We start from the raw sequence: 23,552 nt of genomic DNA, 5'->3' as shown, positions 1-23,552 counted from the left end.
CCCCGCCCTAGAGCAAAAGGCTCATGCGCGTCCTGATTATTGAAGAAGAAGAAAAAACCGCGGACTACCTGCACCGCGGCCTGACAGAACAGCGCTACACCGTCGATGCCGCGAGCTGCGTTCGCCACTGACCAATCTTATCGGCCAGACCCAGGTGGCGCTGACCCGAGGGCGTTCGGCCGAGCATTATTTCGAGGTACTGCAATCCAACCTCGAAGAGCTGGAGCGCCTGCGCTCGATCATCAATGACATGCTCTTCCTCGCCAGCGCAGACCAGAGCAGCAAGGCCACCAAGCTGATCGAAAGCTTTTATCGGGTGGATGCGTCACGCAGCAACAGCGGCGCGAATCATGGACTGGGCCTGGCCATCGTCAAGGCGATTGCGCTGATGCACGGCGGCGATGTGTTTGTGCGCAGCAAGCACGGTGGCAATACCTTCGGCATCACCCTTCCCGTGTAGCCCGCTCCCACAGTTTGTTCGATGTACATCAGAGAGAGAGATCAGGCAGCCCGACTGTTGCAGTTTGGGCAACAGTCATTATCTTGTTACACTCTGTATCGTACCGCTCACCTGCGTTAATTTGACGCATCGATGAGCGCGACGGCAAAGGCAGCTTGCGCTTACCCGAATTTCCCTCGACTTATTTCCAGGGCTCTATACTGGGAATCTGTCTTAAAGCCGCTGACTTCAGCGGCTTTTTTTTGCCGTAAAAAAGGCCAGGCACACCCCCACGACATTGGCCGTTCCAGATTGACCAAAGGAGCTCCACCGGTGAAGAACTCGCTGACGTTCACCCCGTTATTCCTCGCGATTTCAGCAACGATTACCCCTCTCGCCCATGCGGCAGACACTCCCCCTGCCGATGGCTTTGTCGAAGGTTCCAGCCTCACGCTAAACGCCCGCAATTACTACATGAACCGCGACCGGCGCGACATCCACACCGATGACAGCAAAGAATGGGGCCAGGGTTTCATTGGCACTTTTGAATCCGGCTACACCCAGGGCACTGTCGGCTTAGGCCTGGACGCTCAGGCCATGCTTGGCCTCAAGCTCGACGGCGGTGGCGGCACTGATGGCTCCAGCATCCTTCCCTACGGCAGCGGCAACGGCAAGGCACCCGGCTCGTTTTCCACAGCCGGTGGCACCTTGAAAATGCGTGCGTTCGATACCGAGCTGAAAGCCGGCGACCTGTTTCTGAATAACCCGGTGATCGCCGGCGGCATGACGCGCATGCTGCCACAGACCTTCCGCGGTGTGAGCCTGGCCAACCACAGCCTGGATGGCTGGATGTTCGAAGGTGGCCAGGCCAGCTTCACCAAGCTTTATAACCAGAGCGGCCACCGGCGCATCGGCACCAGCTACGGCGCTCTGCCGAACAACGCGGACAGCCAGCACATGAACTGGGCAGGCATGTCGTTCAGCGGCATCGATGAGCTGACCAGCAACCTCTACGCCTCAGAACTCAAGGACGTGTGGAACCAGTACTACTACGACCTGGATTACACCTACGTGGTGAACGAGATGATCAGTCTCAACCCCGGCCTGCACTACTATCACACTCAGGACACCGGGCAGTCGCTGCTGGGAGATATTGATAACAATACTTACAGCCTGCATTTCACCGTGAACGCGGGTCATCACAGCGTCACCGCCGCCTACCAGCGAGTCAATGGCAACATGCCGTTCGACTACATTGCCCAGGGCGATAGTGTGTACCTGGACAACTCCCAGCAATACTCCGACTTCAACGGCCCCAACGAACGCTCGTGGAAGCTCAAGTACGCCTATGACTTCGGCGGCCTGGGCCTACCCGGCCTGAGCACGGCCGTGTCCTATATCAGCGGCAAGACCGACCTGACCAAAGTCGATCCGCAAAGCCGTGGCTACAGCGCCTGGTACAGCGCTGACGGTAAGAACGCCAAGCATTGGGAACGGGATATCGATGTGAAATACGTGGTACAGGGCGGCAAGGCCAAGGACTTGGCATTGCGCCTGCAATGGGCGGTCAACCGGGGCAGCAACGGTTACTCAGCGGTGGATCGGGATGTGGATGAATATCGGGTGATCGTCGACTATCCGATCAACGTGTTCTGACACTCTCATTTCTTTCGCGGCGATTATTTGATTTTCATCGGGTAGAGCTAAACTGCCAGTATTTTCCCTGCTGAAGCCTGCGCGATGAGCCAACGCCGCACTCGTACCCTGCCTGCGCGCCCGGAGCTGTTACTGATTCTGGGCAGCGGTTTCACCGTGACCTTGATTGTGATCATTGTCGCGGCGCTGTTGATTCGTGAACACGCCAGCACCTTGCAGGCCGCTCAACGCTCGACGAGCAACATCACACAACTGATCAACGCCGACGTGTTGCGTAACGTCGAACTCTATGACTTTGCCTTGCAGGGATTGATCACTGCCAGGCAGCGTCAGGACTTGTCCCAGGCATCGGCGGTCATTCAGCACCTGGTGCAGTTTGATCAATCCATCGCCGCGCCTTTCAAAGGCGAGGTCCTGCTGTTGGATGCCAATGGTTCAGTGATCGCAGACTCATCGACACTCACGCCGACACCGCGTAATTTCGCCAACCGTGACTATTTCCTGGCACACAAAAACGCTGAGCAAACGGGGTTGTCCATCAGTCGTCCATTCCGCATCCACTGTCACTGCGATCAAGTGTGGCGCATTGCATTCAGCCGGCGCGTATCCGGCCCCAATGGCGAGTTTGCCGGCGTAGCGGTAGCGACCATGCGCCTGGCTTATTTCGACCAACTGTTCAGTCGCCTGACGATCGGCAACGGCAGCTCGGTCAACCTGCTCAACAACCGCGGCATTCTGTTAGCCCAGCAACCACTGCTGGAGCGCGACATGATTGACAAGGACCTGAGCGATCGTCCGAACTTCAAACGCATGCTCGATGAAGGCAGCGGGAGTTTTCAGGCCATCTCGACCATCAACGGCAAGGAGCGCCTGTATACGTTCACTAATGTCGGGGCATTGCCGCTGATCGTGGTGGTGGCGCTGTCCAGCCAAGACGTGCTCGCGCCATGGAAGCGCGCCGCGCTGCTCACCAGTGGGGCCACCGGCATCCTTTGTATTGGCGTGTTATGGCTGACCTGGATGCTGCGCCGGGAACTGCGGCGCCGTTATCGCGCTGAACGTGTACTGTCAGAACTGGCAGCCACCGATGCCCTGACCGGCCTGGCCAACCGCCGTATCCTCGACGAACGCCTGCGCCTGGAATGGGAGCGCGCCCAGCGCTCGGCCGAGCCACTGACGGTGCTGATGATTGACGTAGACCACTTCAAAGCCTTCAACGACCGCCACGGCCATCACGGTGGGGACGAAGCGTTGCGCACCGTGGCCCAAGTGATCGTCAGCAACATCCGTCGCCCTGGCGACCTGGCCGCGCGCTATGGTGGAGAAGAGTTTGCAGTGGTGCTGCCGCATACCGATGCCAAGGGCGCCAGGGTGATTGCCGAGCACATCCGCAGCAGCATCGAGCATTTGCCACGGGTGGCAGGGGATGAGCGGCCGATTACCGTGAGTATCGGCGTGAGCACTTGGGACAAGCGCAGTCACATGTCGCTGGAGGCGTTGTTGTTGAGTGCGGATCGGGCGCTGTATGAGGCCAAGCACAGTGGGCGCAATAGAATTGTGGATGCTGCATCCCTGCGGGATGTGTGAGCCCGGTCAATGTGGGAGCTGGCTCGCCTGGGATGCAGACGACTCATTACTGCAGGCACACTGAGGTGATCCCACCGCAGCCCCGCTGGGGCTCGACAGCCCCACATTCGAGTTGCTTTGCTCTCAGAAACAGCGCACATAAAAAAAGGCCACCCAAAGGCAGCCTTTCAAAACTAAAGAAAGAGAGTTGTTACTTACACCGCCGCGACGGGACGCATGTAAGAGATCGGTGCGGTGCTGGCATCTTCGAAGGTCACAACTTCCCAAGCATCTGTCTGCTCAATCAACTTGCGCAGCAGCTGGTTGTTAAGGGCATGGCCCGACTTGAAGCCTTTGAACTCGCCTATCAGGCTATTGCCCAGCAGGTAGAGGTCACCGATTGCATCGAGGATCTTGTGCTTCACAAATTCGTCTTCGTAGCGAAGGCCGTCTTCGTTCAGTACACCATCCGCGTCGACCACAATGGCGTTTTCAACGCTGCCGCCGAGTGCGAGGTTGTGCTTGCGCAGGTACTCGATGTCACTCATGAAACCAAAGGTACGGGCGCGGCTGACTTCTTTTACGAACGAAGTGCTGGAAAAATCCACGCTTGCACTTTGTGTGCGGTCACGGAATACCGGGTGATCGAAATCGATCTCAAAGCTCACTTTAAAGCCTTCGAACGGGACGAAGGTGGCGCGCTTGTCGCCGTCTTCTACTGTCACTTCCCGCAGAATGCGAATGAACTTCTTGGCTGCGTCCTGTTCTTCCAGGCCGGCAGATTGAATCAAGAATACGAAGGGTCCAGCGCTGCCATCCATGATCGGGACTTCGGACGCGGAGAGCTCGACGTAGGCGTTATCGATGCCCAGGCCAGCCATGGCCGAGAGCAAGTGCTCCACCGTGTCCACTTTGACGTCACCGTTGACCAATGTGGTCGACATCGTGGTTTCGCCAACGTTTTCCGCGCGAGCAGGAATCTGCACCACAGGGTCCAGGTCGGCACGAACAAACACGATGCCGGTGTCGACAGGTGCAGGTTTGAGGGTCAGGTATACCTTCTCCCCGGAGTGCAGACCTACACCTGTGGCACGGATAATATTCTTCAGGGTGCGTTGTTTAATCATGGCTTGGACCGCTTGAGCGCAAATTGCGAACTGGTATCAACAAAGGCTGGCGATAATAGCAGACCAGACCTTTGCTGAACACCAATCACCTTCATAGCCCTGATACATTCCATCAATCGGCCTGACGACGCAAAAATGCCGGGATGTCCAGATAGTCCAGATCATCTTGCGGATTCGGGCTACGGGACGCAGCAGCACCGGCCTGAGCCTGGTTGCGCATCACGGTCGGACGGTCCAGATCACGGTAGTTCACCGACGGCAGTTCCTGGCGCGAAGGCGCTGGAGCAGCAGCCGCTTGGCTGTTGTGGCTGGTATGAACGGTATTGTCGATCACCTTTACAGGCTTCTCGATTTTAGCGCCCAGGCCGGTCGCAACCACGGTCACGTGCAATTCATCACGCATGTCTGGATCGATAACGGTACCGACTTTGACCATCGCGTGCTCGGAAGCGAAGGCTTCGATGATGCTACCCACGTCGGAGTACTCACCCAGGGACAGGTCAGGACCGGCGGTGATGTTCACCAGAATGCCGCGTGCGCCTTGCAGGTTCACGTCTTCGAGCAACGGGTTGCGGATGGCCGCCTCAGTCGCTTCACGTGCACGGTTCGGACCGCTGGCGCAGCCAGTGCCCATCATCGCCATGCCCATTTCGCTCATGACAGTGCGTACGTCGGCAAAGTCGACGTTGATCATGCCTGGGCGCTTGATGATGTCGGAGATACCGCGAACGGCACCGGCCAGTACATCGTCAGCCTTGGCGAACGCGGACAGCAGGCTTGCGTCCTTGCCCAGGATGGTCAGCAGCTTCTCGTTGGGAATGGTGATCAACGAGTCGACGCTTTCAGACAGCAGACGGATGCCTTCGTCGGCGATCTGCATGCGCTTGCGACCTTCGAACGGGAACGGACGGGTGACGACAGCCACCGTCAGAATGCCCATTTCCTTGGCCACTTCGGCAATGATCGGCGCAGCACCGGTACCGGTACCGCCGCCCATGCCGGTGGTGATGAACACCATGTTGGTGCCTTGCAGCACTTCAGCAATACGCTCACGGTCTTCCAGCGCGGCTTGACGGCCGACTTCCGGATTGGCGCCAGCGCCGAGGCCTTTGGTCACGGCTGTGCCCAATTGCAGGATGGTCCGCGCGCCGATGCTTTTCAGCGCCTGGGCATCAGTGTTGGCGCAGATGAATTCAACGCCTTCAATGTTGCTCTTGACCATATGGTTCACAGCGTTACCGCCGCCACCGCCGACACCGATCACTTTGATGACCGGGCTAGCGGGGATGTTGTCTACGAGTTCGAACATGTTCCCTCTCCTTTCATTTTCTCTAGTTTTTTCGCCTACTGCTTTACATCAGCTACAAGTTGCAAGCTATTAGCTGCAAGCTTGAAGCGTGTTACTTGAAGCTTGTAACTTGCCGCTTGAAGCTACTTCTTTAGAAGTTGCCCTTGACCCATGCCTGCAAACGCTCGAACAACGGCGCTTTCGCCTCGTCGTCGCCGCGGTAACTGTCACGGTTGCTCGGGCCCGACAAGGAAATGCCGTCGGCCTGCTTTTGCAGCCCGTACAACAGCAAGCCCACACCGGTGGAATAAATCGGGTTGCGTACCACGTCGCCCAGGCCTTTGACGCCATGGGGCAAGCCCAGGCGGACGGGCATGTGGAAGATTTCCTCGGCCAGTTCGACCGCGCCTTCCATCTTCGAGGTACCACCGGTCAGCACGATGCCGGCCGGGATCAAATCTTCGTAGCCGCTGCGACGCAGTTCAGCCTGGATCAGGGTGAACAGCTCGTCGTAGCGCGGCTCGACCACTTCGGCCAGGGCCTGACGCGACAATTCGCGCGGTGGACGGTCGCCCACGCTTGGCACTTTGATGGTCTCGCCGGCACCGGCCAGCTTGGCCAGGGCGCAGGCGTAGCGGATCTTGATTTCTTCGGCGTACTGGGTCGGTGTACGCAGCGCCATGGCGATGTCGTTGGTCACCTGGTCGCCGGCAATCGGGATCACGGCGGTGTGACGGATCGCACCCTCGGTGAAGATCGCGATGTCGGTGGTGCCGCCGCCGATGTCGACCAGGCATACGCCCAGTTCTTTTTCATCGTCGGTCAGTACCGAGTAGGCCGAGGCCAGTTGCTCGAGAATGATGTCGTCGATTTCCAGGCCACAGCGGCGCACGCATTTCTCAATGTTTTGTGCAGCGTTGACGGCGCAGGTCACCACGTGGACCTTGGCTTCCAGGCGCACGCCCGACATGCCCAGAGGCTCACGAACGCCTTCCTGGTTATCGATCACGTAGTCCTGCGGCAGGGTGTGCAGCACACGCTGGTCAGCCGGAATCGCCACGGCCTGGGCAGCGTCGAGTACACGCTCAAGGTCAGCCGAGCTGACTTCGCGGTCGCGGATCGCCACGATGCCGTGGGAGTTCAGGCTGCGGATATGGTTGCCCGCCACGCCGACAAACGCCGAATGGATCCGGCAACCGGCCATCAGCTGCGCTTCTTCGATAGCGCGCTGGATCGATTGCACGGTGGACTCGATGTTCACCACCACGCCCTTCTTCAGGCCACGGGACGGATGCGTGCCAATACCGACGATTTCGATCGTGCCGTCTTCCCCGACCTCGCCCACCAGCGCCACCACTTTGGAGGTGCCGATATCGAGACCGACGATCATTTTGCCGCTTTGCACGTTTGCCATGGGTCCTGCCTCTTCTTAATTCTTCGCGACAGCGGGTTGCGCTGCCGTGGGCGCAGCCGGTTCACGCCAGCCGACGGCAAGGCCGTTGGCGTAACGCAGGTCGACGCTCGCAATGTTCGTAATCTGTTCTTTCAAGGTCTTGTCATAGATGGCAATGAAGCGGCGCATCTTTTCCACCAAGTGGTCGCGTCCCAGCAACAACTGGATGCCCGGGCCGGAACTGCCAGCCCCGGTCGTCAAAAACCAGCTGCCCCGTTCACGCAGTTCCAGGCGTGCAATGGAGAAGCCCAGTGGCCGCAGCATCTGGCTCAAGGCCTGGTACTGCTGCATCACTTGCTGCTGCGCCCGCTGCGGCCCGAACAACTGCGGCAGGTGCTCGTAGTTGGCCAGCTCTCGCGGGGTGAACGCCTGGCCCTGGTTGTTCAACAGTGCTTCATCACCCCAACGGGCCACGGGCAGTTGTTCTTCCAGGCGGATCGTTACCTGGTCCGGCCATACACGGCGGACTTCGGCGTGGGCGATCCACGGCATCTGTTCCAGCTCCGCGCGCATTCCGGCCAGGTCGATGGTAAAGAAGCTCGCCGCCAGGTACGGGCCAATACGCTGCTGTACCGCTTGCTGGCTGATGTAGCTCAAGTCGCCCTGCACACTGATCTTGGTGATCGGCCGGTCGGCGTACGGCAGTAGACGCTGTGCGCCCTCGTAAGTGCCAAAACCCAACACCACCAGCAGCACCGGCCAGAACAGCGCCTTGAGGAAACCAAAATTGGCTTTCGGCAGGCGCGCCGACATCGGCTCTTTAGCCACCATTCGGCTGGCACCCCGAGGCACCGGCTTGCGGTTCGGTGCTTGTGGGGGCTGATGACGAAGCGATGCGCCTTTCATGTCTTAGCCTCTGGGCTCAATGCTTGCCGCGAGGATCGCCAGCACCAACTGCTGAAAATCCAGACCGGCTGCGCGAGCGGCCATGGGCACCAGGCTGTGATCGGTCATGCCCGGAGCGGTGTTGACTTCAAGGAACCAGAAATTCCCTTGGTCATCCTGCATCACGTCTGCCCGCGCCCAACCGGCGATACCCAGTGCCTCACAGGCTCTCGCCGTGAGGTCCATCAATTCCTGTTCTTTGGTTGCATCAAGGCCGCACGGGATCCGGTACTGGGTATCGGAAGCCACGTACTTGGCGTCGTAGTCGTAAAAGGTGTGGGGCGTGCCCAATGCGATGGGCGGCAATACCTGGCCACGCAGGGTGGCGATGGTGTACTCGGGACCCTGGATCCACTGTTCAACCAATACTTGCGAATCGTAGGTGCTTGCCGCTTTCCATGCGTCGATCAATTCGGCGGCCGAGTTCACTTTGGCCATGCCGATACTGGAGCCTTCATGGGCTGGTTTGACGATCAAAGGCAGGCCCAGTTCCTTGGCTGCAGAAATACAATCGTCTTCGCTGCACAGCACGCTGTGACGCGGGGTCGGAATGCCCAGGCTGTGCCACACCTGCTTGGTGCGCAGCTTATCCATGGCCAATGCCGACGCGAGGATGCCGCTGCCGGTATAAGGAATGCCAGCGCACTCCAGCAGGCCTTGCATACTGCCGTCTTCACCGCCACGGCCGTGCAGGATGATGAAGGCGCGGTCAATTTTCTCGGCCTGCAGGCGGGCGAGGAAGTCGTCGCCTACGTCGATACCAAACGCGTTCACACCAGCGCTTTGCAGGGCTTCAAGCACGGCGTTGCCGGACTTGAGCGACACGTCGCGTTCAGCGCTTTTGCCGCCGAACAACACCGCCACGCGACCGAAGTCGGTAGGCGTGATAGTGGAGAACAGGGAGGCGTAGTCAGTGGTCATTTCGCCCCCCCCTTCGCGGCCGCAAACACTTCTTTTACAAACAATGGGCTCGCCAACAGTTTCGGGGCAAGGCCGCCAATGTCACCGGCCCCCTGGCACAGCAGAATGTCGCCGGCACGCAGCAGTGGCTTGACGATAGGGGCCAGGTCCACACCGCGCTCGATGTAGATCGGGTCCAACTGGCCACGCTGACGGATGCTGTTACACAGCTTGCGGCTGTCGGCACCCGGGATCGGTTCTTCACCGGCCGGGTAGACTTCCATCAACAACAGCACGTTGGCATCGGCCAATACATTGACGAAATCGTCGTACAAATCCCGGGTACGGCTGTAACGGTGCGGCTGGTAGACCATCACCAGGCGGCGCTCCGGCCAGCCACCACGCACGGCCTTGATCACGGCGGCCACTTCGGTGGGGTGGTGACCATAGTCGTCCACCAGCATCACGTCGCCGCCTTCTACCGGCAGTTGGCCGTAGACCTGGAAGCGACGGCCCACGCCGGCAAAGCGCGACAGACCTTCGACGATGGCTTCATCGCTGACGCCCTCGTCGCTCGCAATGCAGATAGTCGCGAGCGAGTTCAAGACGTTGTGGTTGCCCGGCATGTTCACCGAGACATCCAGCGGTTCACGGTCCGGGCGCAGCACGGTGAAATAGGTCTGCATGCCTTCCTGGCGCACATTGATCGCGCGCACGTCGGCGTCTTCGCTGAAGCCGTAGGTCACGGTTGGGCGCTTGACCGATGGGAGGATTTCACGCACCACCGGATCATCCAGGCACACCACCGCCAGACCGTAGAACGGCAGGTTGTGCAGGAACTCGACGAAGGTTTTCTTCAACTTGTTGAAGTCGCCGTCGTACGTCGCCATGTGGTCTTCGTCGATGTTGGTGACGACGGCGACCATCGGCTGCAGGTGCAGGAAGCTCGCATCACTTTCATCGGCTTCGGCGATCAAGTAACGGCTGGTGCCGAGCTGGGCATTGGTGCCGGCTGCATTCAGGCGGCCGCCGATCACGAACGTTGGGTCCAGGCCACCGGCCGCGAACACCGAGGCGATCAGGCTGGTCGTGGTGGTTTTGCCATGGGTACCCGCAACGGCAATGCCGTGGCGATAGCGCATCAGCTCGGCGAGCATCTCGGCGCGTGGCACCACGGGAATACGGCGCTCAAGGGCCGTGGCCACCTCCGGGTTGGAGGTGTTCACAGCGCTGGACACTACCAGCACGTCGGCTTCGGCGGCGTTCTCGGAACGGTGGCCGATGAAGATCTGCGCGCCAAAGGTTTTCAGGCGCTCGGTGACCGGCGACTCTTTCAAGTCAGAGCCGGACACCTGGTAGCCCAGGTTCAGCAGTACTTCGGCGATACCGCACATACCCACGCCGCCGATACCGACGAAGTGGATGCGACGGATGCGGCGCATTTCCGGTTGCGGCATGGCTTTCTGATTCTCAACCATGGGCCACCTCCAGGCAGATATCGACCACGGTGCGGGTTGCGTCAGGTTTGGCCAGGCGGCTTGCGGTGCTCGCCATGTTATTGAGTCGTTCCGGTTGCATCAAAACCTCGGTCAGGCGTGCGGCCAAATCGGCGGCGCCAGTCGTTCTTTGCGGCAGCAGGAAGGCAGCGCCCTCCCCGGCCAAATATTCGGCGTTGCGGGTCTGGTGATCGTCAATCGCGTGGGGCAGAGGCACCAGCAAGGACGGCAGACCGGCGGCGGCCAGTTCACTGACGGTCAGCGCACCAGCGCGACAAACCACCAGGTCGGCCCAGCCATAGGCTTGGGCCATGTCTTTGATGAAGGGCTGTACGTTCGCCTCTACACCGGCTTCGCGGTAGCGCGTCGCGGTGACTTCATCGTGATGCTTGCCGGCCTGATGGAAGACCTCCGGGCGCACTTCCACAGGGAGTTGCGCCACGGCTTCCGGCAGCAGTTTGTTCAGCGGCTCGGCGCCGAGGCTTCCACCCAGGATCAGCAGGTGCGCCTTGCGCCCGCCCAATGCTTCGCGAGCGATGTCCATAAACAGTTCAGTGCGCACCGGGTTGCCGGTGGTGCGACGCTTGTCCGATGCTGCAAACGTATTCGGGAACGCTTCACACACCCGTGCAGCCAAGGGCACCAGCAGGCGGTTGGCAGTACCGGCGACGGCGTTCTGTTCGTGCACGATCACCGGCACGCCGGCAAGCTTGGCGGCGACGCCACCCGGGCCGGTCACGTAACCGCCAAAGCCGAGCACGCACACCGGTTTCAATTCGCGAATGACCTTGCGCGCTTGCCATACCGCCTTGAGCAACACAAACGGCGCCTTGAGCAAGGACAATTTGCCTTTGCCACGCAGGCCGGTGACGTTGATCAGGTGCAGGGGCAAGCCGGCATTGGGTACCAATTCGTTTTCAATGCCACGCGGTGTTCCCAACCAGTGCACGGTGTAGCCACGGTTCTGGAATTCGCGCGCGCAGGCCAGGGCCGGGAACACGTGGCCCCCGGTGCCGCCCGCCATGATCAGCACGTTAGCGCCCATGGGTCGGCTCCTCGGCGAAGTCACTTTCGCTGAACTCCATCTCCTCACTGCCCAAGTGGGTTCGACTCTCCCACTCGATACGCAACAACAAGCCCAGACAGATGCAGCAAATCACCAACGAACTGCCGCCGTAGCTGAGGAACGGCAGGGTCAGGCCCTTGGTCGGCAGCCGCCCGATATTTACCCCGACGTTAATCAGGAATTGGCCGATCCATAGGAAAGCCAACCCATACGCAACGTAGGCGGCAAAGTACTGCTTGGCTTTCTCTGCCCACAGGCCTATGTACATGGCGCGCACACAGACAAATACAAACAGCGCAACAGTGCACAGCGAACCCACGACACCAAGCTCTTCCGCCAGTACCGAGAACACGAAGTCGGTGTGGGCTTCCGGCAGGTAAAACTGTTTCTGCACACTGTTCCCCAACCCCACGCCAAACCACCCGCCGCGGCCAAAGGCGATCAGCGCCTGGGTCAACTGGTAACCCGCGCCAAACTGATCGGACCATGGGTCGGTAAAGGTAATCAGGCGGGCCATCCGATAGGGTTGCGCCAGGACCAGAAGGTAGACCGCGACCACCGCCAGCACGACCATCAAGGCGAAGCGTACGAGCCCGACGCCACCGAGGAATAGCATCGCCGCCGCCGCGCCCATCATGACGACGGTGGCACCGAAGTCGGGCTCCATCAGCAACAGGCCGGCCATAGGCAGCAGCACGATGAATGGCTTGAAGAAACCCATCCAGCTTTCGCGCACCTCTTTCTGGCGCCGCACCAGATAGCCGGCGAGGTAGATCACCACGAATACCTTGGCGATTTCGGACGGCTGCACGTTGAACGCACCGAAACCGATCCAGCGCATCGAACCGTTCACCTCGCGGCCGATGCCGGGCAGGATCACCATGACCAGCAAGCCAAACGCTCCGATCAGCATCAGCCAACCCAGGCGTTGCCAGGTAGCGATCGGGATCATCATGGTTACGACGCAGGCACCGAGGCCGATCACCAGGTACACCAAGTGACGGATCATCATGTACAGGGTGTTGCCCGACTGCACGGCGGCCACCTCGGAGGACGCCGACGTGATCATCACCAGGCCCAGGCCAAGCAGGGCCAGGCAACCGGCGAGCATTGGGAAATCCAGGTCGATACCGCGCCCGGTAATAATCGGCGACGGGTACGGCTTGATGATGTTTCTGAAGTCGATACTCATGCCAAGGCCTCCACGGCGCGGGCGAACAGCTGGCCGCGCTCTTCGTAGTTCTTGAACATGTCGAAACTGGCGCATGCCGGCGACAGCAGCACCGCATCGCCCGGCTGGGCAAGGGCTTTGCACTGGGCGATGGCGTCGTCCAGGGACGTGGCGCGTATGTGTTGCACGCCTTCGCCCAACGCAGCAGCGATCAAGTCAGCATCGCGCCCCATCAGCACCACGGCACGGCAATGTGCAGCGACCGGACCTTTAAGGTCCTTGAAGTCGGCACCTTTGCCGTCACCGCCAGCGATCAGCACCAGCTTGCCTTCGATATCGGCACCAAGGCCCTCGATGGCAGCCAGCGCCGCACCGACGTTGGTGGCCTTGGAATCGTTGTAATAGCTCACGCCATCCAGGTCGCGGACCCACTGGCAGCGATGCTCAAGACCGCCGAAGGTGCGCAGGGCCGATAACATAGCGTCGAACGGCAGGCCCACGGCATGGCCGAGCGCCAAGGCCGCCAGGGCGTTGGACTGGTTATGTGCGCCACGGATTTTCAGCTCGCGCACCGGCATCAAGTTCTGGAATTCGAAGGCCAGGTATTTCTCGCCGTTCTCTTCGCGAATGCCGAAGGTTTTGAAATCCGGCTTGCCGAGGCCGAAGGTCCAGCACGGCAGGCCCTCGCCCATCAGCGGGCGGCTCAATGCATCTTGGCGATTGACCACCACTTGCCTGGCGCCACGGAAGATCCGGTGCTTGGCCAGATGGTACGCAGGCAGGCCGCTATAGCGGTCCATGTGATCTTCGCTGACGTTCAATACGGTGGCGACTTCAGCACCGAGGTCGTGAGTCGTTTCCAGCTGGAAGCTCGACAACTCCATCACGTAAAGCTCGACGTCGTCGCTCAGCAGGTCCAGCGCCGGCGTGCCGAGGTTGCCGCCCACGGCCACGCGCTTGCCGGCCGCCGCGGCCATCTCGCCAACCAGAGTGGTCACGGTGCTTTTCGCGTTCGAGCCGCTGATGGCGATGATCGGTGCCTTCGCGTTACGTGCGAACAGATCAATGTCGCCGGACAGCTTGACGCCCCGCGCTGCTGCGGCTTGCAGGGCCGGTGTCGCGATTGCCAGGCCGGGGCTCACGTAGAGCTCGTCGGCACGGCACAGAAACTCGACATCCAACTCGCCACAACGCACTTCCACGTGCGGGTAGTCACGGCGCAGCGTGACCAGCTCCGGTGGATTTTCCCGCGTGTCCGCCACGGCAAACGACGTGCCCCGGTTCGCCAGGAAGCGAACCAGGGACATGCCGCTCTTGCCGAGGCCGACAACGATGCGGAAGTGGTCTGAAGCGATCAGGGACACTCGTTTCTACCTCAGTTTCAGGGTGGCAAGGCCGACCAGGACCAGAATCACGGTGATGATCCAGAAACGGACAATCACGCGCGGCTCGGGCCAGCCCTTGAGTTCAAAGTGGTGGTGAATCGGCGCCATGCGGAACACACGACGCCCGGTCAATTTGAAGGAGGCCACCTGGATGACCACCGACAGGGTTTCCATCACGAACACACCGCCCATGATGAACAACACGATTTCCTGGCGAACGATCACCGCGATGGTGCCCAGGGCCGCGCCCAGTGCCAGTGCGCCGACGTCGCCCATGAAGACTTGTGCCGGGTAGGTGTTGAACCACAGGAACCCCAGGCCAGCACCGATCAGCGCGCCGCAGAACACGATCAACTCACCCGCGCCTGGTACGTAAGGGATCAGCAGGTATTCAGCGAATTTCACGTTACCCGACAGGTAGCAGAAGATGCCGAGCGCACCGCCGACCATCACCGTCGGCATGATCGCCAGGCCGTCGAGGCCGTCAGTCAGGTTGACCGCGTTGCTTGAGCCAACGATCACGAAATAGGTCAGCACCACAAAGCCGATGCCCAGTGGAATGCTGGCGTCCTTGAGCATTGGGATGATCAAAGTGGTCTCGACTGCGCTCGGCGCCGTCATGAACAGGAAAATCGCTGCGCCCAGGCCGAACACCGATTGCCAGAAATACTTCCAGCGGCTTGGCAGCCCCTTGGAGTTTTTCTCGATCACCTTGCGGTAGTCATCCACCCAGCCGATGGCGCCGAACAACAAGGTCACCAGCAGCACCGTCCAGACATAACGGTTGTGCAGGTCAGCCCACAGCAAGGTGCTGATGCCGATGGACGAGAGGATCAGCGCGCCGCCCATGGTCGGCGTGCCGGATTTGGACAGGTGCGACTGCGGGCCGTCATTGCGAACCGATTGACCAATTTGCAGGTTCTGCAGGGTGCGGATCATCCACGGCCCCAAAAACAGCGACAGAGACAGCGCGGTCAGCACACCCAGGATCCCGCGCAGGGTCAGGTACTGAAAGACCGCGAAGCCTTTGTGGAACTGTTGCAGATACTCAGCCAGCAGCAGCAGCATTAATGTTTCTCCGTACTTGAGCCACACAAGGCCGCGACGACGTTTTCCATCACCGCGCTGCGCGATCCCTTGATCAAAATGGTTGTGTGTTTGTCTTGTTCAGCCGCCGTCAGCGCCTGGATCAGCTCGGCCTGGGTCGCGAAATGCCGCGCGCCGGAACCAAAGCTGTTTACCGCGTGAGCCATGTTCGGGCCGACGGCGTAGAGCGCGTCAACGTTGCCTGCGGCATACGCACCGACTTCTCGGTGCGACTGTTCGGCCCACTCGCCTAGTTCGGCGATATCACCCAGCACCAGTACCTTGCGACCGTCAAAGCCTTTGAGCAGGTCAATGGCGGCGCAGACCGACGACTGGTTGGCGTTGTACGTGTCATCAATCACGCGCATGCCGTTGGTGGCCAACTGCGCCACAGTGCGGCCCTTGACCGGCTGCACCGCGCCCAACCCGGTGGCGATACCGAACAACGATACGCCCAAGGCGTAAGCAGCAGCGGCGGCGGCCAAGGCGTTGGCGACGTTGTGGTTGCCCAGCAGGTTCAACTGCACGTGCTCACTGCCTTGCGGAGTGTGCAAGGTAAAGGACGGGCATCCACGCGCATCGACCGTGATGTTGGAGGCATGGAAATCGGCCGCTGCATTCAGCACGGCAAACGTCAGGACCTTGCGCCCGGCAGCGCGTACCCGCCAGGTTTCGAAAGCCTTGTCGTCAAGATTCAGAACAGCAGTGCCCGACGCATCCAGGCCCTCAAGGATTTCACCTTTGGCTTGGACGATTTTTTCCGGGCCACCGAACTCGCCGACATGGGCGGTACCGGCATTGTTGATGATTGCCACGTGAGGCTTGGTCAAGGTCACGGTGTAGGCAATTTCACCGACGCGCGAAGCGCCCAGTTCGATCACAGCCGCGGTGTGTTCCGGGGCGAGTTCAAGCAGGGTCAGCGGAGCGCCGAAGTCATTGTTCAGGTTGCCACGTGTGGCAAGGACCGGCCCGCGCGTGCGCAGCACACCGGCAAGCAGTTCCTTGACCGTGGTCTTACCGCTGGAGCCGGTGATGGCTGCAACCGGCTTATCAACAAAGGCGGCGCGGTTCAACGCGCCCAGCTGGCCCAAGGCCAGACGGGTATCGGCGACCAGCAATTGCGGCAAGGTGGAATCGGCGACTTCGTACTGCACCAACGCGCCGACGGCGCCTTTGGCGGCGACGTCATTCAGGTAGTCATGACCGTCGAAACGCGGACCGGTCAGGGCAACAAACAGTTGCCCCGGCGTGATGGCGCGGCTGTCGATACTGACGCCGTCGAAACTGCAATCGCCCGACAACACACGGGCCGACAGCGCCTGGGCAAGTTCGCTGAACGTCATCGCTTTAAGCATGAGCGACCTCCCAGGCCGTCAAGGCATGCTCAGCCTCGAGCAGATCGGAGAAGGCATGCCGCTCGCCGTTGATTTCCTGGTAGTCCTCGTGACCTTTGCCGGCCAGCACGACCACGTCGTCAGCGCTGGCGCTGGCGATCAGTTGGGCGATAGCGGCGCCGCGACCGGCAACGAACGTGGCCTTGGACGCCTCTTTGAAGCCAACACGAATGTCGTCAAAAATCTGGCTCGGGTCTTCGCTGCGTGGGTTGTCGTCGGTGACGAGCACGCCATCAGCCAGGCGTTCGACAATGTCGGCCATCAGCGGGCGTTTGCCGCGATCGCGATCGCCGCCGCAACCAAACAGGCATAGCAATTTGCCCTTGGCGTGCGGACGCAGGGCCATCAGTACTTTTTCCAAAGCGTCTGGCGTGTGGGCGTAATCGACCACCACCAACGGCTGCGTGCCGCCACCCAGGCGCTGCATGCGACCGGCCGGCCCCTCCAGCTTGGGCAGTACGCGCAGGATTTCGTCCAGGGCGTAGTCCAGGCCGAGCAACGCGCCGATAGCGGCGAGTACGTTGCTCAGGTTGAAGCGACCGAGCAAGGTGCTGCGTAAATGGTGTTCGCCTTGCGGTGTAACCAAGGTGGCGCGCACGCCTTCGTCATTGAATTGGGCTTCGCGGCAATACAGGTAAGCGCGGGAGTCTTCCAGGCTGTAGCTGATCAGGCGCGATTCACGGTCTTCGGCTGCCAGTTGGCGACCGAACGCGTCGTCCAGGTTCACGACCCGGCACTTGAGGTCATTCCAGGCAAACAGCTTGGCCTTGGCTGCCGCGTAGGCTTCCATGGTGCCGTGGTAGTCCAAGTGATCACGGGACAGGTTGGTCATCACCGCCACATCAAACGCCAGCGCGGTGACGCGCCCCTGGTCCAGGCCATGGGACGACACTTCCATCGCAACCGCCTTGGCACCGGCCTTTTTCAGGTCGGCCAGGGTCGCTTGCACAGCGATCGGGTTTGGCGTGGTGTGCAGGCCGCTGTGCAGCGCGCCGTAGAAACCGGTGCCCAAGGTGCCAACAATGCCGCAATGCTGGCCGAGCAGGTCAAGGGCCTGGGCGACCAATTGGGTCACGCTGGTCTTTCCGTTGGTACCGGTCACGCCGACCAGATTGAGCTGGCGGCTCGGGTCGCCATAGAAGCGGCCGGCAATGTCGGACAATTGCGCAGCCAGGCCTTTGACCGGAATCAATGGCACGTCAGTGATCGGCAGCACGGTAGCGCCTTCCACTTCGTAAGCCACGGCGGCTGCACCACGCTGCAACGCGTCTGCGATATGCGCGCGGCCATCGAATTTACCGCCAGGCACGGCCAGGAACAGGTCACCGGCACGCACACTACGACTGTCCAGGCTCAACTCGCGAATCAACAAATCGCGACCAGCGTGGGCAAAAATCTTGTTCAGGCTAAGAGACATCAGCCGCGCCCTCCATTGGCTTTTACAGCAGCGGTCGGTGGTCCGGCGTTCGCTTGTTGAGTCGGCGGCAGGTTGTCCGGCGTGATGTTCATCAGGCGCAGGGTGCCGGACATTACTTTGCTGAACACCGGCGCCGATACCAGGCCGCCGAAGTAGCCCGCTTTGCTCGGCTCATCGATCACGACGACGATGGCGTAGCGTGGGTCGCTCATCGGACCGAAGCCGGCGAACAACGAACGGTAGGAGTTTTCGGCGTAGCCCCTGGTGCCGACCGATGTCTTGCGCGCGGTACCCGACTTGCCGGCCACGTGATACGCCGGCACTTGGGCACGGAATACACCGCGCGGTGCTTCGATCACTTGTTGCAGCATGCCTTGGATGGTCTTGGCGACGTTTTCCGGGATGACCTGGGTGGCTTTCGGCGCTTCGTCGATGTGGATCAGGCTCAGCGGAACCATCCGGCCATTATTTGCCAATACAGAGAAAGCATGGGCCAGTTGGATCGCCGTCACCGACAGGCCGTAGCCGTAGGAAAGTGTGGCGGTCTCGGCCTTTTTCCAGTCGCGATAGTTAGGCAGGTTGCCCACACGTTCGCCAGGGAAATCCAGGCCGGTGGGTTGGCCCAAACCGAGCTTCTGCGCCAGGTGGTAAATGGTTTCGCCGCCGATATCGAAGGCGACCTTACTCATGCCCACGTTACTGGAGTTGATCAGGATACCTGTCAAATCCAGCACAGGACCTTCGGAGCGAGATACGTCGCGAATGGTGTATTTTCCCAGCTGCAAGGTGCCTGGGTACACCTCGACCTTGTCGCTGGGTTTCCAGCGTCCGGTTTCCAAGGCGGCACTCATCGAGATGGCTTTCATGGTCGAACCTGGTTCGAACACGTCGATCATCGCGCGGTTGCGCATCATCGCCGGTTGCAGGTTGCGACGGTTGTTGGGGTTGTAGGTCGGCTGGTTGACCATGGCAAGAATCTCGCCGGTCTTCACGTCCATGATCACCAGGCTGCCGGCCTTGGCGCCGTTCTCGATGATCGCGTTACGCAGCTCGCGGTTGGCCAGGTATTGCAGGCGCAGGTCAATCGACAACGCCAAGGGCTTACCGGCCTTGGCGTTTTTGGTGACCTGGACATCCTTGATCAACCTCCCGCGCCGATCCTTGATGACTTGTCGCTTGCCGGGAACTCCGGCGAGCCATTCATCGTAGGCGAGCTCCACACCTTCTCGGCCGTGGTCATCGATGTCGGTAAAGCCGACCATGTGCGCGGTGGTTTCACCCGCCGGGTAGAAACGACGGAATTCCTCGATGCCGTAGACACCGGGGACTTTAAGATCGAGCACTTGCTGGCCCTGTTCGGGGGTGAGGCCGCGAACCAGGTAGATGAATTCTTTGTTGGCTTGCGCTTCCAGACGCTCGGCCAAGGCTTTCGGGTCTTGGCCGAGGGCAGCGGCAAGCGCTGGCCAACGATCCTTGGCCACCTGCAGTTCCTTGGGGTTTGCCCACAGGGTAGTCACCGGGGTGCTGACGGCCAAAGGCTCGCCATTACGGTCGGTGATCAGGCCGCGGTGCGCAGGAATCGGAATATGCCGCAGACTGCGTGCATCGCCCTGGCTGATCAGGAACTCACGGTCGATCACTTGCAGATCAATGATCCGCCAGGCGATCGCACCCACCATCAATGCCAGCAACCCCACCACCAGGCGGAAGCGCCATGGGTAGAGTGCGCCTTCGAGCTTCATCATGGCGTCACCATGCGAACTTCGGCCGCGCCGGGGATGTGCATTTTCAACTGTTCGGTGGCCAGCACTTCGATGCGACTATGGGCGGTCCAGGTGCTTTGCTCCAGGATGAGCCGGCCCCACTCGGCTTGCGCCTTGTCCCGCACACTCAATTCCCCGTACAGGGTATTGAGCAATTGACGGTTGTAGTGCGCGCTGTAGGACACCGCAATCGCGGACACCAGCACGCCAACGTACAACAGCATCATGAAGAAGCTGCCGCCCGGAAGAGGCTTGGCAAAAAGCTTGCTCACCGCAACTTCTCCGCGACGCGCATGACGGCACTGCGGGAACGTGGGTTAGCCTTGAGTTCGGCCTCGGAAGCGAACTGCGGTTTGCCATGGATTTTGATTTTCGGCACAAAGGCGTCGAAACGTACCGGCAGGTTGCGCGGCAGGTTGTCGGACTCACCCTTGACCAGGCGACGCATGAACAGTTTGACGATACGGTCTTCCAGGGAGTGGAAGCTGATCACAACAAGTCGACCGCCCACTTCCAGCGCCTCGAGGGCAGCTTCGAGGCCGGCCTCCAGGTCGCCCAATTCGTTATTGACGTGAATACGCAAGCCTTGGAACGCACGGGTCGCCGGGTTCTTGCCTTTTTCCCACGCGGGGTTGGCGACTTTCAGCACTTCGGCGAGATCAGCGGTGCGCTCGAATGGCTGGATTTCGCGGCGCTCGACCACGGCACGGGCCATGCGACCGGCGAAGCGTTCTTCACCGTATTCCTTGAACACACGGGCGATTTCTTCCACGGGTGCGGTGGCGATGAACTGGGCAGCACTGACGCCACGCGTAGGGTCCATGCGCATGTCGAGCGGGCCGTCATTCATGAAACTGAAGCCGCGCTCCGGGTCGTCGAGCTGTGGCGAAGACACGCCCAAGTCGAGCAAAACCCCGGCCACCTTGCCCGCCATGCCGCGCTCGGCGACTTCAGCGCCCAGTTCGGCAAAGCTACGCTGCACAACGACAAAGCGGCCGTCTTCGGCCGCTAGCGCTTGCCCGGTGGCAATCGCTTGGGGGTCTTTGTCGAACCCGAGGAGTTTACCGTCCGACCCAAGCTGGCTGAGGATCAACCGGCTATGCCCACCCCTGCCGAAAGTGCCATCCAAATAGCAGCCATCCGCGCGTACGGCGAGAGCCTCAACAGCTTCGTCAAGCAGTACGGTGATGTGGTTAAAGCCGCTATCAATAGTCACAGGATCAAATCACGCAGTTCATCAGGCATAGCGCCCGGTTGTTGAATAGCAGCCAGGTCTGCTGCAGAAACAGCATCCCAGGCATCTTCGTCCCACAATTGGAACTTGTTCAGTTGGCCGACCAGCATTGCGCGCTTATCCAGCTTGGCGTACTCGCGCAAACGCGGAGGCACCAGGAAGCGACCGCTGCCATCGAGTTCGAGGTCGACGGCATTACCAATCAGCAAACGCTGCAGGCGGCGGTTTTCTTCACGCAATGAAGGCAGGGCGCGCAGTTTGGTTTCAATCAACTCCCACTCATCGAGCGGGTAAACACATAAACAAGGGTCAACGGCATCGATGGTGATGATTAACTGCCCGGAACTTCGCGAAATCAGCTCGTCGCGATACCGGCTCGGCATAGCGAGACGGCCTTTTGCATCGAGACTGATTGCATTAGCTCCGCGAAACACAGATGCGTTTCTCCAAATTTTAGCGTTTTACGTTCAAAAAACCCACTTTGTGCCACTTTCCGCCACTTGCGCACACTATAGGAATGCGCCCACCACACCGTCAAGGCACGGATTCAAGGAAAAGCCTTACAGAACGGAGATTTAGGAGCGTAAACGGAGGAGAAACCAGAGTTCGTCGGTATTTTTGGCTCAACAAGCACAGATAGCTCAAAGAGCTATGGCTTAAAGTTAAAGTGATTTATTAAGAGTAAGATTTTTTTGGTATTACGAAGATGCATCTGCCAATGATTTGGCAGGGAGGGATTCTTGCGCTACTACCGGTTTTCTGCCCGAGATTCAGACAGAAGAAAAAAGGTGGAGAGTCGATCTGTAAGCCGGGTTCTGTCTTGAACAGTCATTCGTCTACGATGGCCATCACTGGACACCTTTAGCAACCTACCCGGTCCCAGCGCGGGCCACGCCTTGGGACCCTATTTGGTCTTGCTCCAAGTGGGGTTTACCTAGCCACGAACTGTTGCCAGTCGTGCGGTGCGCTCTTACCGCACCTTTTCACCCTTACCGGCACCGAAGCGCTTAGGCGGTTATTTTCTGTGGCACTTTCCGTAGGCTCACGCCTCCCAGGCATTACCTGGCACTTCGCCCTATGGAGCCCGGACTTTCCTCCCCCTCCTAATTTTCATAGAAGGCAGCGACTGTCCAATCGACTCTCCGCCGCGAAGGTTAACGGCACGGCGGACTTAGGACAAGTAATAAAAGTTCAGAATTGCCATCACGTTCAGACGGAATACAGGTTTTAGCCAAAAACTATTCGGCTTTCTGTTTATCCAGCGCAGCCTGGTACAAGAGGTTCTTGCGAACGCCGGTAATTTCCGCCGCCAGGGCCGCAGCACGCTTGAGGGGCATTTCCTTGAGCAGCAGGTCAAGGATGCGCATCGCCTCGCTGCCCACGGCGTCTTCATCCTCCGGCGCCGTCCAGCCCGCCACCAGCACCACGCACTCGCCGCGCTGTTGATTGCTGTCGCCCTCGACAAACCCGCGCAGCGCTTCCAAAGGCAGGCCCTTTAGTGTTTCGAAGGTCTTGGTCAGCTCACGGGCCAGCAGTGCCAGGCGTTCGCCGCCAAACACCAGCTCCATGTCTTGCAGGCATTCAAGGATGCGGTGCGGGGCCTCGTAAAAGATCAGGGTGCGCGGCTCTTCCTTCAACGCCTGAAGACGCGCGCGACGGCCCACGGCCTTGGCCGGCAGAAAACCTTCGAAGATAAAACGGTCGGAGGGCAAACCTGCCGCCGACAATGCGGCGATCAGCGCGCACGCCCCCGGAACAGGCACTACATTGATACCCGCAGCCCGCGCCTGGCGCACCAGATGGTAGCCTGGGTCGGAAATCAGCGGCGTGCCCGCGTCGGAGATCAGCGCCACATCGTCGCCGGCCAGCAGGCGCACGATAAAACGACTGCCCTCTTCGCGCTCATTATGTTCATGGCAGGCCGCAAGTGGGGTGCTGATACCAAAATGCTGCATTAATCGCTGGGAGTGCCGCGTGTCTTCAGCCGCGACCAATTTGACGTCGCGCAACACCTTAAGCGCCCGCGCACTGATGTCGTCCAGGTTGCCAATGGGCGTCGCCACGACAAAAAGCGAGCCTGCAGTGGAATTCAAAGGACCTGGAGCAGTCAAAACGCACACCTCGTTGGTTGGCAAAAGCGACATTGTAGCGCGTAGGCGCCTTGAAAATATGCCATCAAGGTTGATGCCGTTTCAGCCGTTAGTCGCTGGTAGCAACATTTACACG

General features: G+C 60.0%; 19 protein-coding genes, 1 other RNA gene and 2 pseudogenes. 4 read left to right on the top strand and 18 right to left on the bottom strand.

Annotation, left to right across the window (positions count from 1 at the left end; all coding sequences use genetic code 11):
- Positions 1 to 23 precede the first annotated feature (23 nt).
- The 4 genes and pseudogenes from AACY08_RS05730 to AACY08_RS05715 form a co-directional block, all read left to right on the top strand.
- A pseudogene (locus tag AACY08_RS05730) lies at positions 24 to 113 on the top strand (DNA-binding response regulator); the annotation flags it as partial.
- Positions 113 to 460, top strand: a pseudogene (locus AACY08_RS05725) (histidine kinase dimerization/phospho-acceptor domain-containing protein); the annotation flags it as partial. The pseudogenes AACY08_RS05730 and AACY08_RS05725, both read left to right, overlap by 1 nt.
- A 312-nt stretch (positions 461 to 772) precedes the next feature.
- Positions 773 to 2,095, top strand: coding sequence for an OprD family porin (locus tag AACY08_RS05720; protein WP_339468528.1), 1,323 nt, complete (start codon positions 773 to 775; stop codon positions 2,093 to 2,095).
- Between the two features lie 84 nt (positions 2,096 to 2,179).
- Positions 2,180 to 3,682 carry a GGDEF domain-containing protein gene (locus tag AACY08_RS05715; RefSeq protein ID WP_339468526.1) on the top strand — a complete coding sequence of 501 codons (1,503 nt, stop codon included), beginning with the start codon at positions 2,180 to 2,182 and terminating at the stop codon, positions 3,680 to 3,682.
- 194 nt (positions 3,683 to 3,876) lie between these two features.
- Here AACY08_RS05715 and lpxC read toward each other — a convergent pair whose 3' ends face one another.
- The 18 genes from lpxC to rsmI all read right to left on the bottom strand — a co-directional run bounded on the left by lpxC (position 3,877) and on the right by rsmI (position 23,470).
- The gene (lpxC, locus tag AACY08_RS05710; protein ID WP_003171886.1) at positions 3,877 to 4,788 is read right to left on the bottom strand and encodes a UDP-3-O-acyl-N-acetylglucosamine deacetylase; all 912 of its coding nucleotides are present in this window, start codon (positions 4,786 to 4,788) and stop codon (positions 3,877 to 3,879) included.
- Between the two features lie 112 nt (positions 4,789 to 4,900).
- Complete coding sequence (gene ftsZ, locus AACY08_RS05705; protein WP_339468525.1) at positions 4,901 to 6,097, bottom strand: cell division protein FtsZ; 1,197 nt, start codon at positions 6,095 to 6,097, stop codon at positions 4,901 to 4,903.
- A gap of 130 nt (positions 6,098 to 6,227) precedes the next feature.
- Positions 6,228 to 7,490 carry a cell division protein FtsA gene (ftsA, locus tag AACY08_RS05700; protein ID WP_339468524.1) on the bottom strand — a complete coding sequence of 421 codons (1,263 nt, stop codon included), beginning with the start codon at positions 7,488 to 7,490 and terminating at the stop codon, positions 6,228 to 6,230.
- A 15-nt stretch (positions 7,491 to 7,505) separates the two neighbouring features.
- Positions 7,506 to 8,375: a cell division protein FtsQ/DivIB gene (locus AACY08_RS05695; RefSeq protein ID WP_339468522.1), complete on the bottom strand. Its 870-nt coding sequence runs from the start codon at positions 8,373 to 8,375 to the stop codon at positions 7,506 to 7,508.
- Between the two features lie 3 nt (positions 8,376 to 8,378).
- Complete coding sequence (locus AACY08_RS05690; protein ID WP_339468521.1) at positions 8,379 to 9,335, bottom strand: D-alanine--D-alanine ligase; 957 nt, start codon at positions 9,333 to 9,335, stop codon at positions 8,379 to 8,381.
- The gene (gene murC / locus AACY08_RS05685; protein ID WP_339468520.1) at positions 9,332 to 10,792 is read right to left on the bottom strand and encodes a UDP-N-acetylmuramate--L-alanine ligase; all 1,461 of its coding nucleotides are present in this window, start codon (positions 10,790 to 10,792) and stop codon (positions 9,332 to 9,334) included. The genes AACY08_RS05690 and murC overlap by 4 nt, the downstream gene beginning before the upstream one ends.
- The gene (gene murG / locus AACY08_RS05680; protein ID WP_339468519.1) at positions 10,785 to 11,855 is read right to left on the bottom strand and encodes an undecaprenyldiphospho-muramoylpentapeptide beta-N-acetylglucosaminyltransferase; all 1,071 of its coding nucleotides are present in this window, start codon (positions 11,853 to 11,855) and stop codon (positions 10,785 to 10,787) included. The genes murC and murG overlap by 8 nt, the downstream gene beginning before the upstream one ends.
- Entirely contained in the window at positions 11,845 to 13,068 is a 1,224-nt protein-coding gene (gene ftsW / locus AACY08_RS05675; RefSeq protein ID WP_339417582.1) for a putative lipid II flippase FtsW, read from the bottom strand. The genes murG and ftsW overlap by 11 nt, the downstream gene beginning before the upstream one ends.
- Positions 13,065 to 14,411, bottom strand: coding sequence for a UDP-N-acetylmuramoyl-L-alanine--D-glutamate ligase (gene murD, locus AACY08_RS05670; RefSeq protein WP_339468518.1), 1,347 nt, complete (start codon positions 14,409 to 14,411; stop codon positions 13,065 to 13,067). Before murD ends, ftsW begins: the two co-directional genes overlap by 4 nt.
- Before the next feature lie 6 nt (positions 14,412 to 14,417).
- Positions 14,418 to 15,500: a phospho-N-acetylmuramoyl-pentapeptide-transferase gene (mraY, locus tag AACY08_RS05665; RefSeq protein ID WP_065875052.1), complete on the bottom strand. Its 1,083-nt coding sequence runs from the start codon at positions 15,498 to 15,500 to the stop codon at positions 14,418 to 14,420.
- Complete coding sequence (locus AACY08_RS05660) at positions 15,500 to 16,873, bottom strand: UDP-N-acetylmuramoyl-tripeptide--D-alanyl-D-alanine ligase (protein ID WP_339468517.1); 1,374 nt, start codon at positions 16,871 to 16,873, stop codon at positions 15,500 to 15,502. Before AACY08_RS05660 ends, mraY begins: the two co-directional genes overlap by 1 nt.
- Positions 16,866 to 18,329: a UDP-N-acetylmuramoyl-L-alanyl-D-glutamate--2,6-diaminopimelate ligase gene (locus tag AACY08_RS05655; RefSeq protein ID WP_339468515.1), complete on the bottom strand. Its 1,464-nt coding sequence runs from the start codon at positions 18,327 to 18,329 to the stop codon at positions 16,866 to 16,868. Before AACY08_RS05655 ends, AACY08_RS05660 begins: the two co-directional genes overlap by 8 nt.
- On the bottom strand, positions 18,329 to 20,071 hold the full coding sequence (locus AACY08_RS05650; RefSeq protein ID WP_339468674.1) for a peptidoglycan D,D-transpeptidase FtsI family protein: 1,743 nt from the start codon (positions 20,069 to 20,071) through the stop codon (positions 18,329 to 18,331). Before AACY08_RS05650 ends, AACY08_RS05655 begins: the two co-directional genes overlap by 1 nt.
- Positions 20,071 to 20,364, bottom strand: a complete 294-nt coding sequence (gene ftsL / locus AACY08_RS05645; protein ID WP_339417576.1) for a cell division protein FtsL — start codon at positions 20,362 to 20,364, stop codon at positions 20,071 to 20,073. Before ftsL ends, AACY08_RS05650 begins: the two co-directional genes overlap by 1 nt.
- On the bottom strand, positions 20,361 to 21,308 hold the full coding sequence (gene rsmH / locus AACY08_RS05640; RefSeq protein ID WP_445261416.1) for a 16S rRNA (cytosine(1402)-N(4))-methyltransferase RsmH: 948 nt from the start codon (positions 21,306 to 21,308) through the stop codon (positions 20,361 to 20,363). The genes ftsL and rsmH overlap by 4 nt, the downstream gene beginning before the upstream one ends.
- Positions 21,305 to 21,760, bottom strand: coding sequence for a division/cell wall cluster transcriptional repressor MraZ (gene mraZ / locus AACY08_RS05635; RefSeq protein ID WP_003171868.1), 456 nt, complete (start codon positions 21,758 to 21,760; stop codon positions 21,305 to 21,307). Before mraZ ends, rsmH begins: the two co-directional genes overlap by 4 nt.
- 354 nt (positions 21,761 to 22,114) lie before the next feature.
- Positions 22,115 to 22,468: RNase P RNA component class A (rnpB, locus tag AACY08_RS05630), an RNA gene on the bottom strand.
- Positions 22,469 to 22,564: 96 nt separating this feature from the next.
- Positions 22,565 to 23,470: a 16S rRNA (cytidine(1402)-2'-O)-methyltransferase gene (rsmI, locus tag AACY08_RS05625; protein WP_339468514.1), complete on the bottom strand. Its 906-nt coding sequence runs from the start codon at positions 23,468 to 23,470 to the stop codon at positions 22,565 to 22,567.
- Positions 23,471 to 23,552 lie beyond the last annotated feature (82 nt).

The sequence above is a fragment of the Pseudomonas sp. EL_65y_Pfl1_R83 genome (assembly GCF_963970695.1).
In the GTDB taxonomy this organism is placed as follows: domain Bacteria; phylum Pseudomonadota; class Gammaproteobacteria; order Pseudomonadales; family Pseudomonadaceae; genus Aquipseudomonas; species Aquipseudomonas tritici.
Note: the sequence above shows the minus strand (reverse complement) of the source record. Positions and strands in the feature narration are given on the sequence as shown.